The organism is Streptomyces tailanensis, from assembly GCF_008386495.1.
Lineage (GTDB): Bacteria > Actinomycetota > Actinomycetes > Streptomycetales > Streptomycetaceae > Streptomyces > Streptomyces tailanensis.
Genome location: NZ_VTHJ01000012.1, coordinates 86,716 through 105,719, shown reverse-complemented (window position 1 = coordinate 105,719; position 19,004 = coordinate 86,716). Strand labels below are relative to the sequence as shown.

General features: G+C 67.4%; 8 protein-coding genes. 5 read left to right on the top strand and 3 right to left on the bottom strand.

Annotated elements, in window-relative coordinates:
* Positions 1 to 33: 33 nt before the first annotated feature.
* The 4 genes from F3T56_RS12485 (at position 34) to F3T56_RS12470 (ending at position 15,734) form a co-directional block, all read left to right on the top strand.
* The gene (locus F3T56_RS12485) at positions 34 to 6,918 is read left to right on the top strand and encodes a polymorphic toxin-type HINT domain-containing protein (RefSeq protein ID WP_149825072.1); all 6,885 of its coding nucleotides are present in this window, start codon (positions 34 to 36) and stop codon (positions 6,916 to 6,918) included.
* 281 nt (positions 6,919 to 7,199) lie between these two features.
* Positions 7,200 to 7,970 (top strand): hypothetical protein, encoded by a 771-nt coding sequence (locus tag F3T56_RS12480; protein ID WP_149825070.1) that lies wholly within the window; start codon positions 7,200 to 7,202, stop codon positions 7,968 to 7,970.
* Between the two features lie 55 nt (positions 7,971 to 8,025).
* The gene (locus F3T56_RS12475; protein WP_149825068.1) at positions 8,026 to 14,859 is read left to right on the top strand and encodes a polymorphic toxin-type HINT domain-containing protein; all 6,834 of its coding nucleotides are present in this window, start codon (positions 8,026 to 8,028) and stop codon (positions 14,857 to 14,859) included.
* On the top strand, positions 14,856 to 15,734 hold the full coding sequence (locus F3T56_RS12470) for a hypothetical protein (RefSeq protein ID WP_149825066.1): 879 nt from the start codon (positions 14,856 to 14,858) through the stop codon (positions 15,732 to 15,734). The genes F3T56_RS12475 and F3T56_RS12470 overlap by 4 nt, the downstream gene beginning before the upstream one ends.
* Before the next feature lie 182 nt (positions 15,735 to 15,916).
* Here the strand turns inward: F3T56_RS12470 and F3T56_RS12465 are convergent, their stop codons facing one another.
* From F3T56_RS12465 to F3T56_RS12455, 3 genes are read right to left on the bottom strand one after another with little or no spacing between them, the layout of a single operon-like run.
* The gene (locus F3T56_RS12465; RefSeq protein WP_149825064.1) at positions 15,917 to 17,224 is read right to left on the bottom strand and encodes an acyltransferase family protein; all 1,308 of its coding nucleotides are present in this window, start codon (positions 17,222 to 17,224) and stop codon (positions 15,917 to 15,919) included.
* A 55-nt stretch (positions 17,225 to 17,279) separates the two neighbouring features.
* Complete coding sequence (locus F3T56_RS12460; protein WP_149825062.1) at positions 17,280 to 17,474, bottom strand: DUF397 domain-containing protein; 195 nt, start codon at positions 17,472 to 17,474, stop codon at positions 17,280 to 17,282.
* Positions 17,459 to 18,340, bottom strand: coding sequence for a helix-turn-helix domain-containing protein (locus F3T56_RS12455; RefSeq protein WP_149825060.1), 882 nt, complete (start codon positions 18,338 to 18,340; stop codon positions 17,459 to 17,461). The genes F3T56_RS12460 and F3T56_RS12455 overlap by 16 nt, the downstream gene beginning before the upstream one ends.
* 183 nt (positions 18,341 to 18,523) lie before the next feature.
* Here F3T56_RS12455 and F3T56_RS12450 point away from each other — a divergent pair, with 183 nt between their 5' ends.
* Positions 18,524 to 18,958 (top strand): ATP-binding protein, encoded by a 435-nt coding sequence (locus F3T56_RS12450; RefSeq protein ID WP_149825058.1) that lies wholly within the window; start codon positions 18,524 to 18,526, stop codon positions 18,956 to 18,958.
* Positions 18,959 to 19,004: the final 46 nt, after the last annotated feature.

The following is a 19,004-nucleotide window of genomic DNA, read 5'->3' as shown; positions in this document are numbered from 1 at the left end:
GCGGAGTACTCAACGGGAGGAAGACAGAAGCGCATGAAGACCAGACCAGGCAGGAGAACAGGCCCGCCATGGCGCCTGGTGGCCACAGCCACGGCCGCCGTACTGACCGCGACACTGATACAGGCGTCGGGCGTGCCCGCAGTCGCCCAGGCCTGGCGCAGGCCCGCGCTGCCGCAGGCCGAGGACCCGGTCGCCGGCGGCCCGGCGGGCAAGGCGGTGGCCCGCAAGGTCGCCAAGGGCCCCCGAACGCCCGCCAAGGCCCCGGCCACCAAGTGGCCCACAGCGACCGCAGCGACCGTCACCCTGGACAAGGACACCACCCGGGTCAAGGGAACACCCCTCACCCTGGACACCCGCGTGAAGAATACCGCCGACGCGGCGGACGGCACCTACACCGTGCGCACCCTGTCCAAGACGGCCGCACGCAAGACCGGCGTCGACGGCCCCGTCTTCGCTCTGACGCCCCGTAAAGATGCCAAGCAGCACAGCGGCAAGGTACGCGCCGGACTCGACTACTCCTTCTTCGCCGGCCTGTACGGCGGCGGCTACGCCTCCCGCCTGACCTTCGTCCAGCTGCCCGCCTGCGCGCTGACGACACCGCAGAAGCAGAAGTGCCGTACAACCCAGCCGGTGGAAACCGTCAACGACACCGAGAAGCAGACGCTGACCGCGAAATCGGTCGCCCTCAGCTCCGGCGGTCCCACCGTCTTCGCCGCCGTGGCGGACACCGAGAGCGTCGGCGGCGACTACAAGGCGAGCCCACTCTCCCCCTCGGCGGCCTGGAACACCAATCTCAACACCGGTGACTTCAACTGGTCGTACGAGATGGCGGTGCCCAATGTGCCCGGTGGTCTGAAGCCCAACGTCGGGCTGACGTACTCCTCCGCCTCCGTCGACGGACGGACTGGAAACACCAACAACCAGGCCTCGTGGCTCGGCGACGGCTTCGACCTGTGGCCCGGTTACATCGAGCGCCGCTACAAGCCGTGCGACGACGACGGGGTGGAAAACGCGGACGGCGGCAAGCCGGGCGATCTGTGCTGGGCCTACGACAACGCCTTCCTCACCTTCAACGGCAAAGCCGGTGAGCTGGTCCCCGACGGCACCGACTCCTGGAAGCTGAAGAACGACGACGGCACGAAGGTCACCCGGCTCCGCGGATCGAGTGACAACGTGCGCGGCAACGGCGCCCGCGACGACGAGTACTGGCGGGTCACCGCCCCGGACGGCACCCGCTACTACTTCGGGTACAACCGCCTGCCGGGGTGGACGGACGGCAAGGAGACCACCGACTCCGCCTGGACCGTCCCCGTCTTCGGCGACGACTCCGGGGAGCCCTGCCACGCCTCCGCGTTCGCCGACTCATGGTGCCAGCAGGGCTGGCGCTGGAACCTCGACTACGTCGTCGACGCGCGCGGCAACGCCATCGCCTACTACTACGACAAGGAGACCAACTCCTACGGCCGCAACCTGAAGGCCGCCGACGACACCCGCTACGTCCGCGGCGGCACGGTCGACCGCATCGAGTACGGGCTGAAGTCCTCCTCCATGTACAGCGTGAAGGCGCTGGCCAAGGCGGACTTCACCAACAGCGAGCGCTGCATCCCCGACGCGCGGACCGACTGCGACTCCATCGCCAACGACGCCGCCTACTGGTACGACACCCCCTGGGACCTGAACTGCGACGCGGGCACGGACTGCGACGAGGGCAGGTACTCCCCGGTGTACTTCACCCGCAAGCGGCTCACGCAGGTCTCCACCCAGGTGTACGACGGCAGCGCCTACAAGGACGTCGACTCCTGGAAGCTGACCCACCGCTGGGGCATGGCCGACACCGACTACCAACTGCTGCTCGACTCCATCCAGCGCACGGGTCACACCGCCACCCCGGCGATCACCCTGCCGAAGACCACCTTCGCCTACACCCAACTCGCCAACCGCCTCGACAGGACCGGCGACGGCTACGCCCCCTTCATCAAGGACCGGCTGTCCACGATCGCCGACGAGTCCGGCGGCCAGACCGACGTCAACTACTCGGCACCGGTCTGTGACGCAGCCGCGCTGCCCACCCCGCAGACCAACACCACCCGCTGCTTCCCCCAGTACATAGGCGGTAGTTCGACCGCCGATCCGGACCTGCAGTGGTTCAACAAGTACGTGGTCGCCTCCGTCACCGCGACCGACCGCACGGGCGGCTCCCCCGACCAGGTCATCACGTACGACTACAAGGACGGCGCGGCCTGGCACTACGACGATGACGACGGGCTGACCAAGGAGAAGCACAAGACCTGGTCCCAGTGGCGCGGTTACGGACACGTCCGTGTCCAGACCGGTGGCCAGGGCGGCGCCTCGGCCATGAGGACGCAGGAGGACACCTACTTCCTGCGCGGCATGGACGGCGACCGCAAGGGCACCTCCGGCGGCACCAAGTCCGTGAGCGTCTCCCTCGGAGACGGCGAGGGCGACCCGATCACGGACCACCGGTCGGCGGCCGGCTTCGCCTACAAGACCGTGGCCTTCTCAGGACCGGGCGGCAAGGCCCTGTCCAAGACGGTCAACCGCCCCTGGCACCACGAGACGGCGAAGAAGACCCGCGACTGGGGCACGGTGACGGCCAACCTCACCGGCACCGCCCACACCAAGACCTGGACGTCGCTGGACGACGGTGCCGGAGCCGCCTGGCGGATCACCTCCCTCGCCAACACCCACGACACCGTGGCCGGACGGGTCACCCAGGTCGACGACAGCGGCGACAACTCCACGGCCACCGACAACAAGTGCATGACCACCACCTACGCCACCAACACCACCGACAACATCCTCAACTTCCCCTCCCGCGTGGAGACGGTCGCCAAGTCCTGTGGCACGACGGTCAGCCGTCCCGCCGACGTGATCTCCGACGTGCGCTCCGCCTATGACGGCGGTGCCTACGGAACGGCCCCCACGAAGGGCGATCTGACGGCGACGGCGGTACTGAAGAAGTACGACGGCACCACCGCCGTGTACCTGGAGTCCGGAGCCACCTTCGACTCCTACGCCCGTACGCTGACCAGCACCGACCTGACCGCCGACGTGAAGGTCACCGCCACCGGGGTACTCACCCGGACGGCACGCGGTGACGGCCGTACGACCACCACCGCCTACACACCGGCCACGGGGTTCGCCACCAGCACGAAGGTGACCTCACCGCCGGCCACGGCGGGTGACGCGGCCACGGCGCACTCCTCGACGACCACGTACGACATCCTCCGCGGTCAGCCGCTCACCCAGACCGACACCAATACCAAGGTCACCAACCTCACCCACGACGCTCTGGGCCGCTCCTCCAAGGTGTGGCTGGCCGACCGGACCACCAGCCAGACCCCGTCCTTCGAGTTCACGTACACGTTCGCCGAGGGCAAGCCGGCCGCGGTCGGCACCAGGACGCTCGGCAACGACGGAGCGCAGCGCACCTCCTACACCCTGTACGACGGCTTCCTCCGGCCGCGCCAGACCCAGGAACCCGGCCCGGACGGCGGGAGCCTGCTGGCCGACACCTTCTACGACGAACGCGGCCTGGTCTCCAAGGAGTTCGCGAGCTACTACGCGGAAGTCGCGCCGTCCACCACCCTGTTCAAGCCTGCGGACGCCCTGAGCGTCGAGACGCAGAACCGCTACACCCACGACGGCCTGGGGCGGCAGACCGAGATGAAGCAGCTCGCCGGAAACGGCGACGGTGGAGCTGTCCTCGGCGTCACGAAGACCCTCTACGGCGGCGACCGCACCACGGTCATCCCGCCCGTCGGCGGCGTCGCCACCACCAAGCTCACCGACGCCCGCGGCCGGCTGACCGAGCTGCGCCAACACCACAGCCGCAGCGCTACCGCCGCCTACGACACCACCAAGTACGGCTACACGGCGGGCGGCAAGCTGGAGAAGGTCACCGACCCGGCGGGCAACTCCTGGAGCTACGAGTACGACCTGCTGGGCCGGCAGACCAAGGCCGTCGACCCGGACAAGGGCACCACCATCAGCGCGTACGACGACCGGGGCCGGCTCACCACCACCGACGACGCCCGTCCCAACGCGGAGTCTCCGGCGCTCTGGCACGGCTACGACAATCTCGGCCGCCGCACCGAGATACGGGAGGGGTCCTCCAGCGGCGCCCTGCGCGCCAAGTGGGTGTACGACACGGTCAGCGGCGCCAAGGGGCAGCTCGCGGAGTCCATCCGCTACAGCGGAAGCAACGCCTACAGCACCAAGGTCGTCGCCTACGACCGGCTGTACCGCCCGCTGCGCACCTCCGTCACCATCCCGTCCTCCGAGGGCGCCCTGGCGGGCACCTATCTCTCGGCGACCACGTACAACACGTCGGGCACGGTGCAGGGCATCGGCTACCCGAAGGCCGGATCCCTGCCGGCGGCGACGGTGGCCTACACCTACGAGGACGAGACCCTGCGCCTGACCGGCGTCGACGGCAGTCAGGGTCTGAAGTCCACCACGAGCTACAGCCTCACGGGCAAGCCGCTGCAGTACGAACTGTCCAACAGTGGTGGCAAGAAGACCTGGGCCACGAACACCTACGAGTGGGGCACCCAGCGTCTGGCCACCTCCCGTGTGGACCGCGAGGACGTCTCGGGCGTCGACCAGCACAACACCTATCGCTACGACGAGGCGGGCAACGTGCTCTCCGTGTCGGACGTCTCCCGCTCCGGCACCGACACCGACACCCAGTGCTTCACCTACGACTACCTGCGCCGCCTGACCGAGGCATGGACCCAGCCCACCACCGGCTGCGCCGGCGCGCCCGGCGCCGGTGTCCTCGGCGGCCCGGCCCCGTACTGGCACTCCTACAGCTACGACAAGGTGGGCAACCGGCAGAAGGAGACGATCCACGACACCACCGGCGACACGTCCAAGGACACCAAGAGGGAGTACGACTACCCGGACGCGGGCACGGCGCAGCCGCACACCCTGACCTCGGTCACCACGACCGACGCGACGGGCGCGGCGGAGGACAGCTACGGCTACGACGAGACCGGCAACACCGAGACCCGCACGCTGAACGGTGACACCCAGACCCTGGCCTGGGACGCCGAGGGTCACCTCGCCAAGGTGACCGAGTCCGTTGAGGGCGGCAGCGACAAGGTCACGGAGTACCTGTACGACACCGCCGGCAACCGTCTGATCGGCCGTACCCCCACCGAGACCACGCTCTACCTCGGCAACACCGAGATCACCCTGGCCAAGGGCTCCACCACTGCCAAGGCCACCCGCTACTTCGACCTCGGCGGCGGCCACCAGGGCGTCCAGAAGGACGACGGCACCGTCTCGATCACCCTCGCCGACCACCACGGCACGTCCCAACTGGCCGTCGAGGCGGCCACCCAGCAGCTCACCCAGCGCCGCACGCTGCCCTTCGGCGGGCCCCGCGGCCCCCAGCCGGCGAACTGGCCGGGCACCAAGGGCTTCGTCGGCGGCACCGACGACACCAAGGTCACCGGTCTGACCCACATCGGGGCCCGCGAGTACGACCCGGCGATCGGCCGCTTCATCAGCATCGACCCGGTCATGGACCTGACCGACTCGCAGCAGATGCACGGCTACACCTACAGCAACAACAACCCGGTCACGTTCTCCGACCCGACCGGTCTGTGGTGCGACAGCTGCAACGACGGCAAGGGCTGGCCGACGGCGGACGGATACGGCGAGTCGAAGACCACCACCACGAAGAGCACGACAAAGAAGACCAGCAACAACGACAGCGTGTGGATCTCCCAACACGCGCCGACCACGACCGATCAGGACAACATCGATGCCTGGTTCTCGGAGTACTCGCCGAGCGGCCGCGCACCGGACGGTGACTACTGGTCCACTCCGATCATCCAGGACGACGGCAGCCACGGTCAGGCCTGCTTCGGCCGGCTGGCCTGCCTCAAGGCGAACAACTACCTGACGGGGCTCGGCCGTAAGCTCACCGACGCCGACTACGCCAAGGCCAAGCGCATCGCCGCGACCTACTGCCTCGACAACGCCTCGAAGTGCGTCGACGACGCGGAAGCGTGGGAGCGTGGCAAGGTCATCGAGGGCCTGATCGCCTTGGCGTTCGGTGGCGGCAAGGGCGGAAGAGTCACCAAGTCACTCGGCGGCTGCAAGTGCTTCCTGGCCGGCACCGACGTCCTCATGGCCGACGGCACCACCAAGGACATCGAGGACATCAGGCTCGGCGACGAGGTCATGGCCACCGATCCCGAGACCGGCGAGTCCGGTCCCCGGAAGGTGACCCGCCTGATCGTCACCGAGGACGACAAGCACTTCAACGAGCTGTCGATCGCCACCGAGGACGGCGTCGAGAAGCTGACGGCGACCCACGAGCACCCGTTCTGGTCTCCCTCAGAGAAGGGCTGGATCGAGGCGGGCGACCTCGCCACGGGCATGACCCTGCTCACCGACGCCGGCGACACGGTCATCGTGACGGGCAACCACTCCTTCACGAAGCGGGCCCGGACGTACAACCTCACGGTGGCCGGGCTGCACACGTTCTTCGTGCTGGCGGGCGAGACTCCGGTCCTGGTACACAACAGCTCCTGCCCACTCAACATGACTCCGCTTGGAAACGGATCGATGTTGTCGCCCGCGGGTTTGGTCTATAACCGTGGTTCTGCCGATGGTCACCGCCTGAGGCACGTACTGAGGCACGGGAATCGGGGGGTAACCGACCCCTCGAAGGTGACTCACACCCAGTTCAACAGCCACGGTCGCGATCTCTTGCACACCATCGATGAAGCCTGGCAGCTCAGGGGAAAACCACTCACCGTCAACGGTAGAGACGAGTACATCGTCCCTATGGGTCGACCGGTCGGTACGCAGGGGCAGACTTCTGTCAAGATAATTACCGAAGAGGGTTCGAGTAGGATCGTCACGGCGCACCCGGTATAGGACGCTATTGAATCGCCCTGAAGGGATGCAATCCGTGATTCTGTGCAATGCCTGCAACGTGGGTCGTGTTTCAGCGTTTCGATTCATTGGCGACGGACGCCGCCTCTGGGTCTGCCACGAATGCGATGCCGTGTGGCTCGGCGACTCCGCGCCCGAGGGGCTCCCGGACGGAACGCTCTATCAATATGTCCATCCCTACCAGGGCCCGGGAACTCCCACGGATTGGGAGCAGATCGAGCCAGTCACGGAATGATTCTGAGCCGCTGCGTATTCAGTTGGTCTTGAATGCGCAGCGGCTCAGCTGTATTTACGGCAAAAAGGGAACGATGATGCGTAGATCGAACATCCGCTGTGCGGTGGCCGCGGCGATGGCCGCATTTCTTGTCGGCGCGTGCGGGCAGAGCACCGGAACGGGCAGCGTAGCTTCCACCGGCGGGAACCCTTCGGCGAACAGTACTTCACGTCAACCGTGGACCGAGGCGGATCTTAATCGAGTTGCGTTGGGTAAAAGCGACGGTGAGAAGTTCGGCAGTATACCGATGAGCACAGGCCCTTCCGAGAGAAGAGCAGAGCCCGTCGAATGCAGTGCGATCGCCCAGACTCTGGGGCGGAGCAGCAGCGCCTACGCGGCCAACGCTCGGATCAATCGACAGTACAGCGGCAAGGGCACGCGCCCCGGGGTCGTCATGACACTCGCATCGCACAAGATCAGTGATGCGAAGCGGGTGGTGCGGGAATTCCGTACGGCGGCCGACAAGTGCACCGCCTTCAAGGAAGGAAGATCGTCCTACGGCGATGTCGATGTGCAACCCGACCCTGTATACGGGGATGAATCCGCCTCCTTGCGGTTGGTCGAAGTCGCGTCGTACCCGGACGGCGAGAAGATTCGGGTCCCCCATGCGGTGGTGGTGCTGCGGCAAGGCACGACCGTCGCGATGTTCCACAACTTCGAAAGACCAAAAGCGTCGGACGGGAAGAAGCCGACCGGAATTCCGGACGAGCTGGTCGAGGCGCAAGTGAAAAAGATCCGAGAGTTCGGCGTCGTGAAGTAACTGTCGTCCATCCGCCGCCACTCGATACCCAACACTCAGGGAGAAACAGACGCGAATGACGACCAGACCACGCAGGAGAACAGGCCGGCCATGGCGCCAGGTGGCCATGGCCACGGCCGCCGTGCTGACCGGGACACTGATACATGCGTCGGGCGCACCCGCCGTCGCCCAGGCCTGGCGCAAGCCCGCGCTGCCGAAGGCCGAGTCCCCGGTCGCCGTCCGTCCGGCGGGCAAGGCGGTGCCCCGCAAGGTGGCGAAGGAGCCTCGTACGCCCATCAAGGCGCCGGCCACCAGCTGGCCGAAGGCGACTGCCGCGACGGTGACACTTCAGAAGGACACCACCCGGGTCAAGGGAACGCCCCTCACACTGGACACCCGCGTCAAACGGTCCGCGGACGCGGCCGATGGCACCTATACCTTACGCACCCTGTCCAAGACGGCAGCACGCAAGACCGGCGTCGACGGCCCCGTCTTCACCCTGGCCCCCCGTCAAAACGGCAAACAGCGCGGCGGCAAGGTCCGCGCCGGGCTGGACTACTCCTCCTTCGCCGGCCTCTACGGCGGCGGCTACGCCTCCCGGCTGGCCTTCGTCCAGCTGCCCGCATGCGCGCTGACGACACCGCAGAAGAAGCAGTGTCGTACGACCCAACCCATCGAAACCGTCAATGACACCGAGAAGCAGAGGCTGACCACGAAGTCGGTCGCCCTCAGCGCCGGCACGGCGACCGTGCTGGCGGCGACCACGTCGGCGAGCAGCGACAAGGGTGACTACAAGGCCACGTCCCTGTCGGCCTCGTCGACCTGGAACACGGATCTGAGCAGCGGCTCGTTCGCCTGGTCGTACGACATGGCGGTGCCGAAGGTGCCCGGTGGGCTGACTCCGGAGGTCGGGCTGTCGTACTCCTCCGGCGGTGTCGACGGCCGGACGGGAAACACCAACAACCAGGCGTCGTGGGTCGGTGACGGCTTCGAGCTGGCGCCCGGTTTCATCGAGCGCAGCTACAAGGGGTGCGAGGAAGACGGCGCGACCAACGCCGACGGGAACAAACCGGGCGATCTGTGCTGGGCGTACGACAACGCCACACTGTCGCTGAACGGCTCCGGCGGGGAGTTGGTGCCGAACGGCACCAACTCCTGGAAGCTGCAGAACGACGACGGCACGAAGATCGACCGGCTCTACGGCTCCTCGTCCGACGTGCGGTCCAACGGCGCGCGCAACGACGAGTACTGGCGGGTGACCACCCCCGACGGCACGCGGTACTTCTTCGGCTACAACCGGCTGCCGGGCTGGGCGAGCGGCAACGAGACCACGGACTCGGCGTGGACGGTGCCGGTCTTCGGCAACAACACCGACGAGCCGTGCAACGCCTCCACGTTCGCGGCGTCCTGGTGCCAGCAGGGCTGGCGCTGGAACCTGGACTATGTCGTGGACCGGCACGGCAACGCGGTCGCGTACTACTACGACAAGGAGACCAACTCTTACGGCCGCAATCTCAAGGCCGCCGACGACACCCCGTACGTACGCGGCGGGACGCTGGACCGGATCGAGTACGGGCTGAAGTCCACCGCCATGTACTCGACGAAGGCGCTGGCCAAGGTCGACTTCACCAACAGCGAGCGGTGCATCGCCGACAGCTCGACCACGTGCTCGTCCATCTCCACGGACTCTGCGTACTGGTACGACACCCCGTGGGACCTGAACTGCGCCGCGGGCACCGACTGCGACGACGGCCGGTACTCCCCGGCGTTCTTCACCCGCAAGCGGCTGACCGGCGTCACCACCCAGGTGCTGGTGTCCGGCGCGTACAGCAATGTCGACAGCTGGAAACTCGCCCACCGATGGGGCATGGCCGACACCGACTACCAGCTGCTGCTCGACTCCGTCCAGCGCACCGGCCATAACGGAACAGCCTCGATCACGCTGCCGAAGACCACCTTCGCCTACACCCAGCTCGCCAACCGGCTCGACAAGATCGGCGACGGCTACGCCCCGTACATCAAGTCCCGGCTGTCCACCGTCGCGGACGAATCGGGCGGTCAGATCGATGTCGGCTACTCCGCCCCGGTCTGTGACGCCGCCGCGCTGCCGACACCGCAGACCAACACGACCCGCTGTTTCCCGCAGTACATCGGCGGCAGTACGACCGACGACCCGGACCTGCAGTGGTTCAACAAGTATGTCGTCGACACGGTCACCTCGACCGACCGCACCGGCGGCTCGCCCGACCAGGTCACCATGTACGACTACCTGGACGGCGCCGCCTGGCACTACGACGATGACGACGGCATGACCAAGGAGAAGTCCAAGACCTGGTCACAGTGGCGCGGTTACGGACACGTACGGGTCCGCACCGGCGGCCAGGGCGGCGCCTCGGCCATGAAGACGCAGACCGACAGCTACTTCCTGCGCGGCATGAACGGCGACCGCCAGAGCTCCTCCGGCGGCACCAAGAGCGTCTCAGTCACCCTCGACTCGGGTGAGGGCGACCCGATCACCGACCACGAGTCGCAGGCCGGATTCACGTACAAGACCGTCACCTACTCCGGTCCCGGCGGCAAGGTCCTCGGCAAAACGGTGAGCCGGCCCTGGTACAAGGAGACCGCCAAGAAGGTCCGCGACTGGGGCACCGTCACGGCCAACTTCACCGGCACCGCCTCCACCAAGACGTGGACCTCCCTGGACGACGGCGCCGGCACCAAGTGGCGGACCACCTCGGAGTCCGACACCCACGACCCCGCCACCGGCCTGGTCGTCCAGAGCGAGGACCTGGGCGACACGACGACCGCGAAAGACAACCAGTGCACCCGCACCACCTACGTCTCCGGCAGCGTCCCCCTGGACAGCCCGGCGCGGGTCGAGACGGTCGCCAAGGCGTGCGACGCGACCACCAGCCGCCCGGCCGACGTCATGTCCGACGTACGCACCGCCTACGACGGCGGTGCGTACGGCGCGGCGGCGACCAAGGGCGACGTGACCAGGACCGCGAGACTCGAGACGTACAGCGGCTCCAGCGCGGTCTACCTGGAGTCCAGCTCCACCTATGACGGCTACGGGCGGGCGCTGACCACCACCGACCTGACCGCCGACGTCACAGTCACCTCCGCGGGCGCACTCACCAGGACCGTCCGCAGCGACGGACGGACCACCACCACCGGGTACACCCCGGCCACGGGCTTCGCGACGAGCAGTTCGGTGACCACTCCGCCCGCCACGGTGGGGGACAGCACGACCACGCAGACCTCGACCACCGCCTACGAAGCGCTGCGGGGGCTGCCGCTCACCGAGACCGACACCAACGGCAAGGTCACCACCTACGCGTACGACGCGCTGGGCCGCACCACCAAGGTGTGGCAGCCGGACCGGACGACGGGCCAGATCCCCAGCTACGAGTTCACCTACACCATCGCCGACGACCAGCCGGTCGTGGTGGGAACCAAGACCATCGGCAACTCGGGTGCGCAGGACACCACGTACGCCTTCTACGACGGCTTCCTGCGACCCCGCCAGACGCAGGCTCCCGGCCCGGACGGCGGGACGCTGCTGGCGGACACCTTCTACGACGAACGCGGCCTGACCGCGAAGGAGTTCGCTTCCTACTACATCACCAACGCGCCTTCGACCACGCTCTTCAAACCCGATGACGCGCTGAGCGTGGAGACCCAGAACCGGTACACCTACGACGGCCTGGGCCGGGTGACCGAGTTGAAGCAGATCGCCGGCAACGGCGACGGCGGAGCGGTCCTCGGCGTCACGAAGACCGTCTACGACGGCGACCGCACCACGGTCATCCCACCCGTCGGCGGCACCGCGCAGACCACCGTCACCGACGCACGCGGCCGCACCACCGAACTGCGCCTGCTGCACGCCCGTGCCGCCGACGCCGCCTACGACACCACGTCGTACGAATACTCGCCACGGGGTGAGATGACCAAGGTCACCGACCCGGCGGGCAATGCCTGGACGTGGACGTACGACCTGATGGGCCGGCTCACCGACACCACCGACCCGGACAAGGGCGCCGGTCACAACACGTACGACGACCGCTCCCTGATGACCAGCAGCGAGGATGCCCGCGGCGTCCTCGCCCACACCTACGACGGTCTGGGCCGCAAGACCGAACTGCGGGAGAACTCGTCCGCCGGGGCGCTGCGCGCCAAGTGGGTCTACGACACCATCAGCGGCGCCAAGGGCCAGCTGGCGTCCAGCTCGCGTTACAGCGGCGGCCAGGAGTACAAGTCGAGCGTCGTCGCCTACGACCGGCTGTACCGGCCGATGCGCACCTCGGTGACGATCCCGTCGGCCGAGGGCGCGCTGGCGGGGACGTATCTGTCGACGACCAGCTACAACGCGTCGGGCACGGTGCAGGGCGTCGGCTACCCCAATGCCGGTGATCTGGCCGCCAACACCGTCACCTACACCTACGAGGACGGCACGCTGCGGCCGATCAAGGTCAGCGGTCCGCTGGACCTGACCGCGAGCACGAGTTACAGCCTTACCGGCAAGCCGCTGCAGTACTCCATGGCCGCGAACGGCGGAAAGGCCACGTACGAGACCAACACCTACCAGTGGGGCACCCAGCGGCTGGCCACCTCACGGGTGGACCGCCAGGACGTCGCGGGTGTCGACCAGCACAACACCTACACGTACGACGAGGCCGGCAACGTCCTGTCCGTCTCCGACACCTCCCGCTCCGGCACCGACAACCAGTGCTTCAGCTACGACCACCTCGGGCGGGTGACGGAGGCCTGGGCCCAGTCGACCACCGGCTGTGCCGTCACTCCCAGCACGGGCGTGGTGGGCGGCCCCGCCCCGTACTGGACCTCCTACACCTACGACAAGGTCGGCAACCGCCTCACCGAGACCAGGCACGCCACCGCGACCGGCGCCGCCGACACCAAGCGGAGCTACCACTACCCGGACCCGGGTCCGGATGCCGTCCGGCCGCACGCGGTGACCTCGGTGGACAACACCGAGGGGACCGTGAAGTCCACCGACATCTTCGGCTACGACGAAACAGGCAACACCCACACCCGTCTGCTGGGTGACGGCACCTCCCAGACGCTGGACTGGGACGCCGAGGGCCATCTGGCCAAGGTCACCGAGCCTGTGGAGGGCGGCAGCGACAAGGTCACCGAGTATCTGTACGACGCGGAGGGCAACCGTCTGATCGGCCGGACTCCGACCGAGACCACGCTGTACCTCGGTACCACGGAGATCACTCTGGCCAAGGGCGCCACGGCCGCCAAGGGCACCCGCTACATCGACATCGGCGGCGGCCACCTGGCCGTCCAGGCCAATGACGGAACCATCTCCTTCACCCTGGCCGACCACCACGGCACCGCCCAGCTGTCCGTCAACGCCACCACCCAGGCGCTGACCCAGCGCCGCACCCTGCCGTTCGGCGGGCTGCGCGGCGACGAGCCGAACAGCTGGCCCGGCACCAGAGGTTTCGTCGGCGGCACCACCGACACCGTCACCGGCCTCACGCACCTCGGCGCGCGCGAGTACGACCCCGCCACGGGCCGCTTCCTGTCGGTCGACCCGGTCTTCACGGCCACCGACCCGCAGCAGATGCACGGCTACACCTACGCCAACAACAACCCGCTGACCCACTCCGACCCGGCGGGCACGGAGATCGGGTCCCGGCCCAACTCCTGCCAGTACTCCCTCGCGAACTGCAGCAAGAAAACCCAGAAGGAAGTCGGCTACGACGCGAAGACGGGTACGACCGACTACCGCCGCGGCAACATCTACAAGCGCTCCCAGGCCGCGAAGAAGCGATGGGTGTCGGCGAACACCCCGGTCACGAACGACATCGACAAACTGGCGGATCAGTACTGGTCCCCCAGGATGAACGGGGAGTTCACGGACGACTTCTGGCACAACCCGGTCTACGAGTCGTCCCGGGAGGGCTCCGCCTGCTATGGGCGTGAGGGATGCCGTCAGGCCTACCTCTACGTGCTGCACGGCGGCAAGGATGTCGAGAAGGCCAAGGAACTCGCGGCCACCTACTGCGTCTACCACGCCGAGGAGTGCAACGAGAAGGCCGCGGCCGTCGCACGGGGCAACGTCATCGAGGACATCGTCTACACGGGACTGCTGGCATATCTGGGCGGCGCAGCCGGCCGGGGAGCACCCTGCAACAGCTTCGTCCCGGGCACGCAGGTCCTCATGGCCGACGGCACGACCAAAGCGATCGAGGACGTGAAGACCGGAGAAAAGGTCCTCGCCACGGACCCCAAGACCGGCCGCACCACGGTAAAGACGGTCACCGCCGAGATCACCGGTGAGGGCCGGAAGAACCTGGTCAGGATCACCCTGTCCATCGAGATCAACGGCAAGAAGCAGACCGCCACGATCACCGCCACGGACGGCCACCCGTTCTGGGTCCCGGCACTGGGCACCTGGACCGACGCCACCGACCTGACCACCGGCGAACTGCTCCGCACGTCCACCGGGGCCCTGGTCGAGATCACGGCGATCCACCGCTGGACCCAGCAGGCCACCGTGCACAACCTCACCGTGGCCGATTTCCACACGTACCATGTGCTGGCGGGTGCCACTCCGGTCCTCGTACACAACAGCAACAACAACTGCAACTCGCTCACCCGTGCACAGGCTGACGACGTCGCGCAGTACCTGGGGTACACGAAGACGAACAAGAGGTCCGCCGGCGGAGCCGCGATCTGGGAGAACAAGAAGGCGACGGGTGGCCAGCCCAGGTACATCACCTACGACAGGACCGGACACAACAAGGAAGCCATCTTCAAGGGGGCGAGTTTCCGGAACCCCTTCCAGTCGACCAAGGACTCGGCCCGGGACGGAACCTACGGTTTGGACATCTCGCCGACGGGCCAGGTGCAGGGGCTCAAGAAGGTAGCGAAATGAGAAAAGAACTCGTTCTCAGCCCGCACACCGAGAGCGTGCGAGCCGAGCTGACCGACTCACAAGGTTGGGGTGTGTACGCGGCGGAGCTGCGCCGGATCCTCGCGATCGTGATCGAGCGGAGCGATGCCGACTCCCTTGAGGTCGGCGACCTTCTGGTGAGCCGGCCCCTTCCGGGCATCTACGCACAACTCCGCAACGGCGCCGATGTCAGCCCCTCGGAAGCAATCGATCTCGTCGAGGGGATGGCTGCCGGGAGCGGCCCGTACTGCCGGCTTTCCGTGCCGGGCCGGCTCCACATCGTGTCGGGGTGGGAAGGCGCCGTACACCTGCACACCACGCCCCAGATGGCCACCGTACTGGCTGGACTGGAAGGCAAGGACGTGAGCCTCCAGTGGCGGGACTCGGCTCCAGAACCGGTGGCCGCGTCGGAGCTCGTACAGGCTGTGGCGGACGAGAACTTCTGGTCCGCGGTATGGGAGATGTCCGAGCGAGTCACGCTGTTGTGCGAGCGCTGGGCACACGGCGCCTACGGCTGCAGATGGTTCCTGGTGACCCGAGAAAACGTGGGCGACGTGGCTGAACTGATGCGGCCCCGCTCTCTCCTGTCCGTGGTCGGCGACCCGGATCTGCAGCCCAAGCCCGAGATCCTGGAGGACGACTTCACCGCCTTCACGGCTCCGCTGCTGCCCGGTGAGTTGTCCTACCGGGCATTCCCCGGTGGAGCCGACAGTCTCTCCGATGTCGTCGGCGAGGGTTTCTCACTCGTGCTGGCCGACAATTTCATGGGGAACTGGTGCGTGGTGCCGGACCCGGATGGGGTGAACAGAGGCCAGTGGGAAAACTCCGGAGAGCCGTGGCCTGCGGGCCACCCCTGATCTGTTCATCCGCAGGTATGCGCTGAAGGAGAAAGGGCATAGGGAAAAAGTGATCAACTGGCTACGGCCATAAGCTGTACGAGACGCTCGGCCGGGGTTTCCCGGCCGAGCGTCTCGCGTAATCGGCCGTTGACCTCGGCGGCGACGGTGCCCCCGTGGGATGTTGCGAACCGCCCCTAGAACTAAAGGCGTGTCGGGTGGGGCTTGCGGCGCTCCGCCGCCGATGCCGACGCCGACGCCGACGTCGCCTCGGACACCGCCCCGTCCGGGGCGTCGCGGCGTACCAGGCGTCGCCCCCATCTCTGGGCCGGCGCCTCGACGCAGTGGTACGTCAGTACGCACACCGGCAACAGCACGACGTAGAAAGCGACTTCGAAGACGAGGTCGTCGTGGCGCCGGCGGCCGATCGTGCCGTCGCTCACCGCCAGCAGCAGCGGATGCACGAGGTAGACCGAGTAGCTGATCGTGCCCAGGCCCGTCAGCAGACGCGGGATCCGCCGACGACGCAGGGCCAGCCCGGCGCCGAAGGTGACCACGGCCAGCAGGAAGGACACGATCCAGGCACGCCGGGTGAAGTGGCCCCCGTCGCCGTCGACGTACGCGCTCCCGACCGCGCAGACGACCACCACGGCGGCGGCCCACCCCGCGTACGACCAGCTGCTCTGACCGGTGTCGGCCCGGTACACCGCCGTACCGAGGAACATCACGGCGAGGATCACCAGGCCCTCCCACACCGGGACCGTGCCGTTGAAGGCGACCAGCCCCAGGGCGAGGACCCCGCCCAGCACGCCGCCGAACACCCGCAGCGCGGCCGACCCGGTGCTCGCGCAACAGATGGCGATGACCATCACGACCGACGCGAGCGCGATCAGCCGGCCGGTGCCCAGCGCGTCGGAGAGGGCCGACGCCGGCAGCACGAACCCCGCCGCCACGCTCAGGGCGGCGAGCGCCGCCAGGGTGACGGCGACCGCGACGGACCGCCGGTGCAGGCGGACCGTGAAGAGGGCGACGACCAGCAGGTAGAAGGCCATCTCGTACGAGAGGGTCCAGAGGACGAGCAGGAGGTTGGGGGTGCCCAACAGCTCCTGGAACAGGGTGAGATGGGCCACGGCCACCGAGGCGAGACTCTGCCCGCCGAAGTCACGGATCTCCGCCACGCCAAGGTAGTCGGCCACGAGGAGACCGGCGACGACGGCCGCGCACAGCGGGTAGATGCGGAAGAGACGGCCGGTCCAGAACGTCCTCACGCAGCCCCGGCGTTCCAGCGACGCGGGGATGATGTAGCCGCTGACCAGGAAGAACACCATGATGCCGTAGCGGCTGGTGTTGAACTCCGGCATCAGCTCCCTGCGGAACTCCGCCATGAAGGAGTACGACGAGTGGTCGAACACCACGACGAGCGCCGCGATGCCGCGCAACGCGTCCAGCCAGCCGAGCCGCGACGGACCGGGCGCGGCTAATCGGGGCGAGACGGAGGGTGAGGGCTTCATACCCGTTCTCACGTGCCGCCATTCTCCGGTGTTCAGCTCAACTCCGAGACGACCGCTACTTGAACGCACCGCCCTTGGCCCCATCCAGGAAAGCACGCCAGCCGTCGGGGGTGACGTGGAGGAGGGGGCCGTGGGGGTTCTTGCTGTCGCGGATGGCTCGGCCGCCGGTGGAGGTGGGGGCGACTTCGACGCACTGGGTTTCATTGACCGAGTACGACGACTTCCAGAACAGGCCTACGACCTCGGACACGTTGCGTCTTCCTCGCTGCTTCGGATTGCACCCCGGATAAGTCTCGCACTGACGTCCGGTGCCAGTGCTGCCGATCGTAGTTCGTCGTATGCGTTGGCGTAAGCCGCCAGATCTTCTGGGGCCTCAAGGACCGACATGCCCCGCAAGTTCTCCAGAGCCACTGCTTCGACAGTCGGCTCGGATTCGAAGCTGAAGGACTGGAAGGCGGAGGTCACACCCACCACCGGCCCCGCGCTGAACGGCAGGACCTGCACGGTGACGTTCTGCCGCTTGCCAGACTCAAGGATCGCGGCCAACTGCTCCCGGTGAACCTCGGCACTGATCAGCGGCTGCCTGACGACCGCCTCCCAGAGGATGGCCGTGTACATCGCCCCGCCCTCTTCGATCTTCGCCTGCCGCGTCTCCCTCACCTTCACCAACTGAGCGATGCGTTCAGGAGCAACGTAGTGAGGCGTCGCCGCGATAACCGCCTCCACGTAAGCGGGAGTTTGCAGAAGCCCTGGCACGACGACCGGCTGCCACTCCCGGATGTACGTCGCGTCGTCCTCCAAGGCGATGTAGTCGAGGTAGTCCGGCCGCAGGTGCTCCGCATGTTCGAGCCACCAGCCACGGTGCTTGGACCTCTTCGCCAAGTCCTCCAGCTTGGCGAGGACTTCGGGGTCGTCCACACCGTACGCACTCAGCAGCACGCGAATCTCGATGATGCGCGCGGTCACATGCCCGCTCTCTATGCGGCTGATCCGAGTCTGATGCACCCCGAGCACCTCCGCCGCCTGCGGCTGATCGAGCTTGGCGGCCTGTCGGTACCTCTTGAGCGCGGCACCAAGTCGCCTACTGCGCACGGTCGGCCGTCCCCCTGCGGGCATTGCTTCCCCTCTCCGGCGAGGTCTCAGGAACACCACTCTAGGGCGGTCCCAGTACACAGCAACGCAATTTTCAGCATGCATGCTCCTCATCTGGTTGCCGTTCAGTACCCTTGCCCTCTAGCCTCAACGTGAGCGCGCCACTACTCCGCGCTACTTGACTGCACGTCAGGGGGTCTCTTCGCCATGCCCGCACTCGCACCACGCCCCGCCCGCCCGCGTCGCGACACCTTCCGCATCCCCAAGCGCAGAAGACACGTCCCCGAAGCCCGCGCGGAGGTGCGGCGCATCCTCAAGGACTGGGCCCTCGACGCCGAACTCGCCAATGACATCGCGACCGTGGCGACCGAGCTGGTCAGCAATGCCGTACGGCACTGTCGGGTGAGCTTCGCCGAGATCGAGGTCACCGTCTCGATTCGGGGCTGTGGACTGCTGCTTGAGGTGGCGGACCCGGACAGGGGGCGGCTTCCGGTGCCACGTACGGAAGGCGCCGACCCCGGCGGACTCGGGCTCGTCCTCGTCGACACGCTCTCAGAGCGGTGGGGCCACGACGTACGGCCGTTCACCAAGTGCGTGTGGGCGTACTTCCTCGTGCCCGGGGAGTCCCGTTGCCCGAGCTGAACCCTCATCGCGCCCGGTGGCGGCGCTGGGCGGCGCGGGCCGCGCG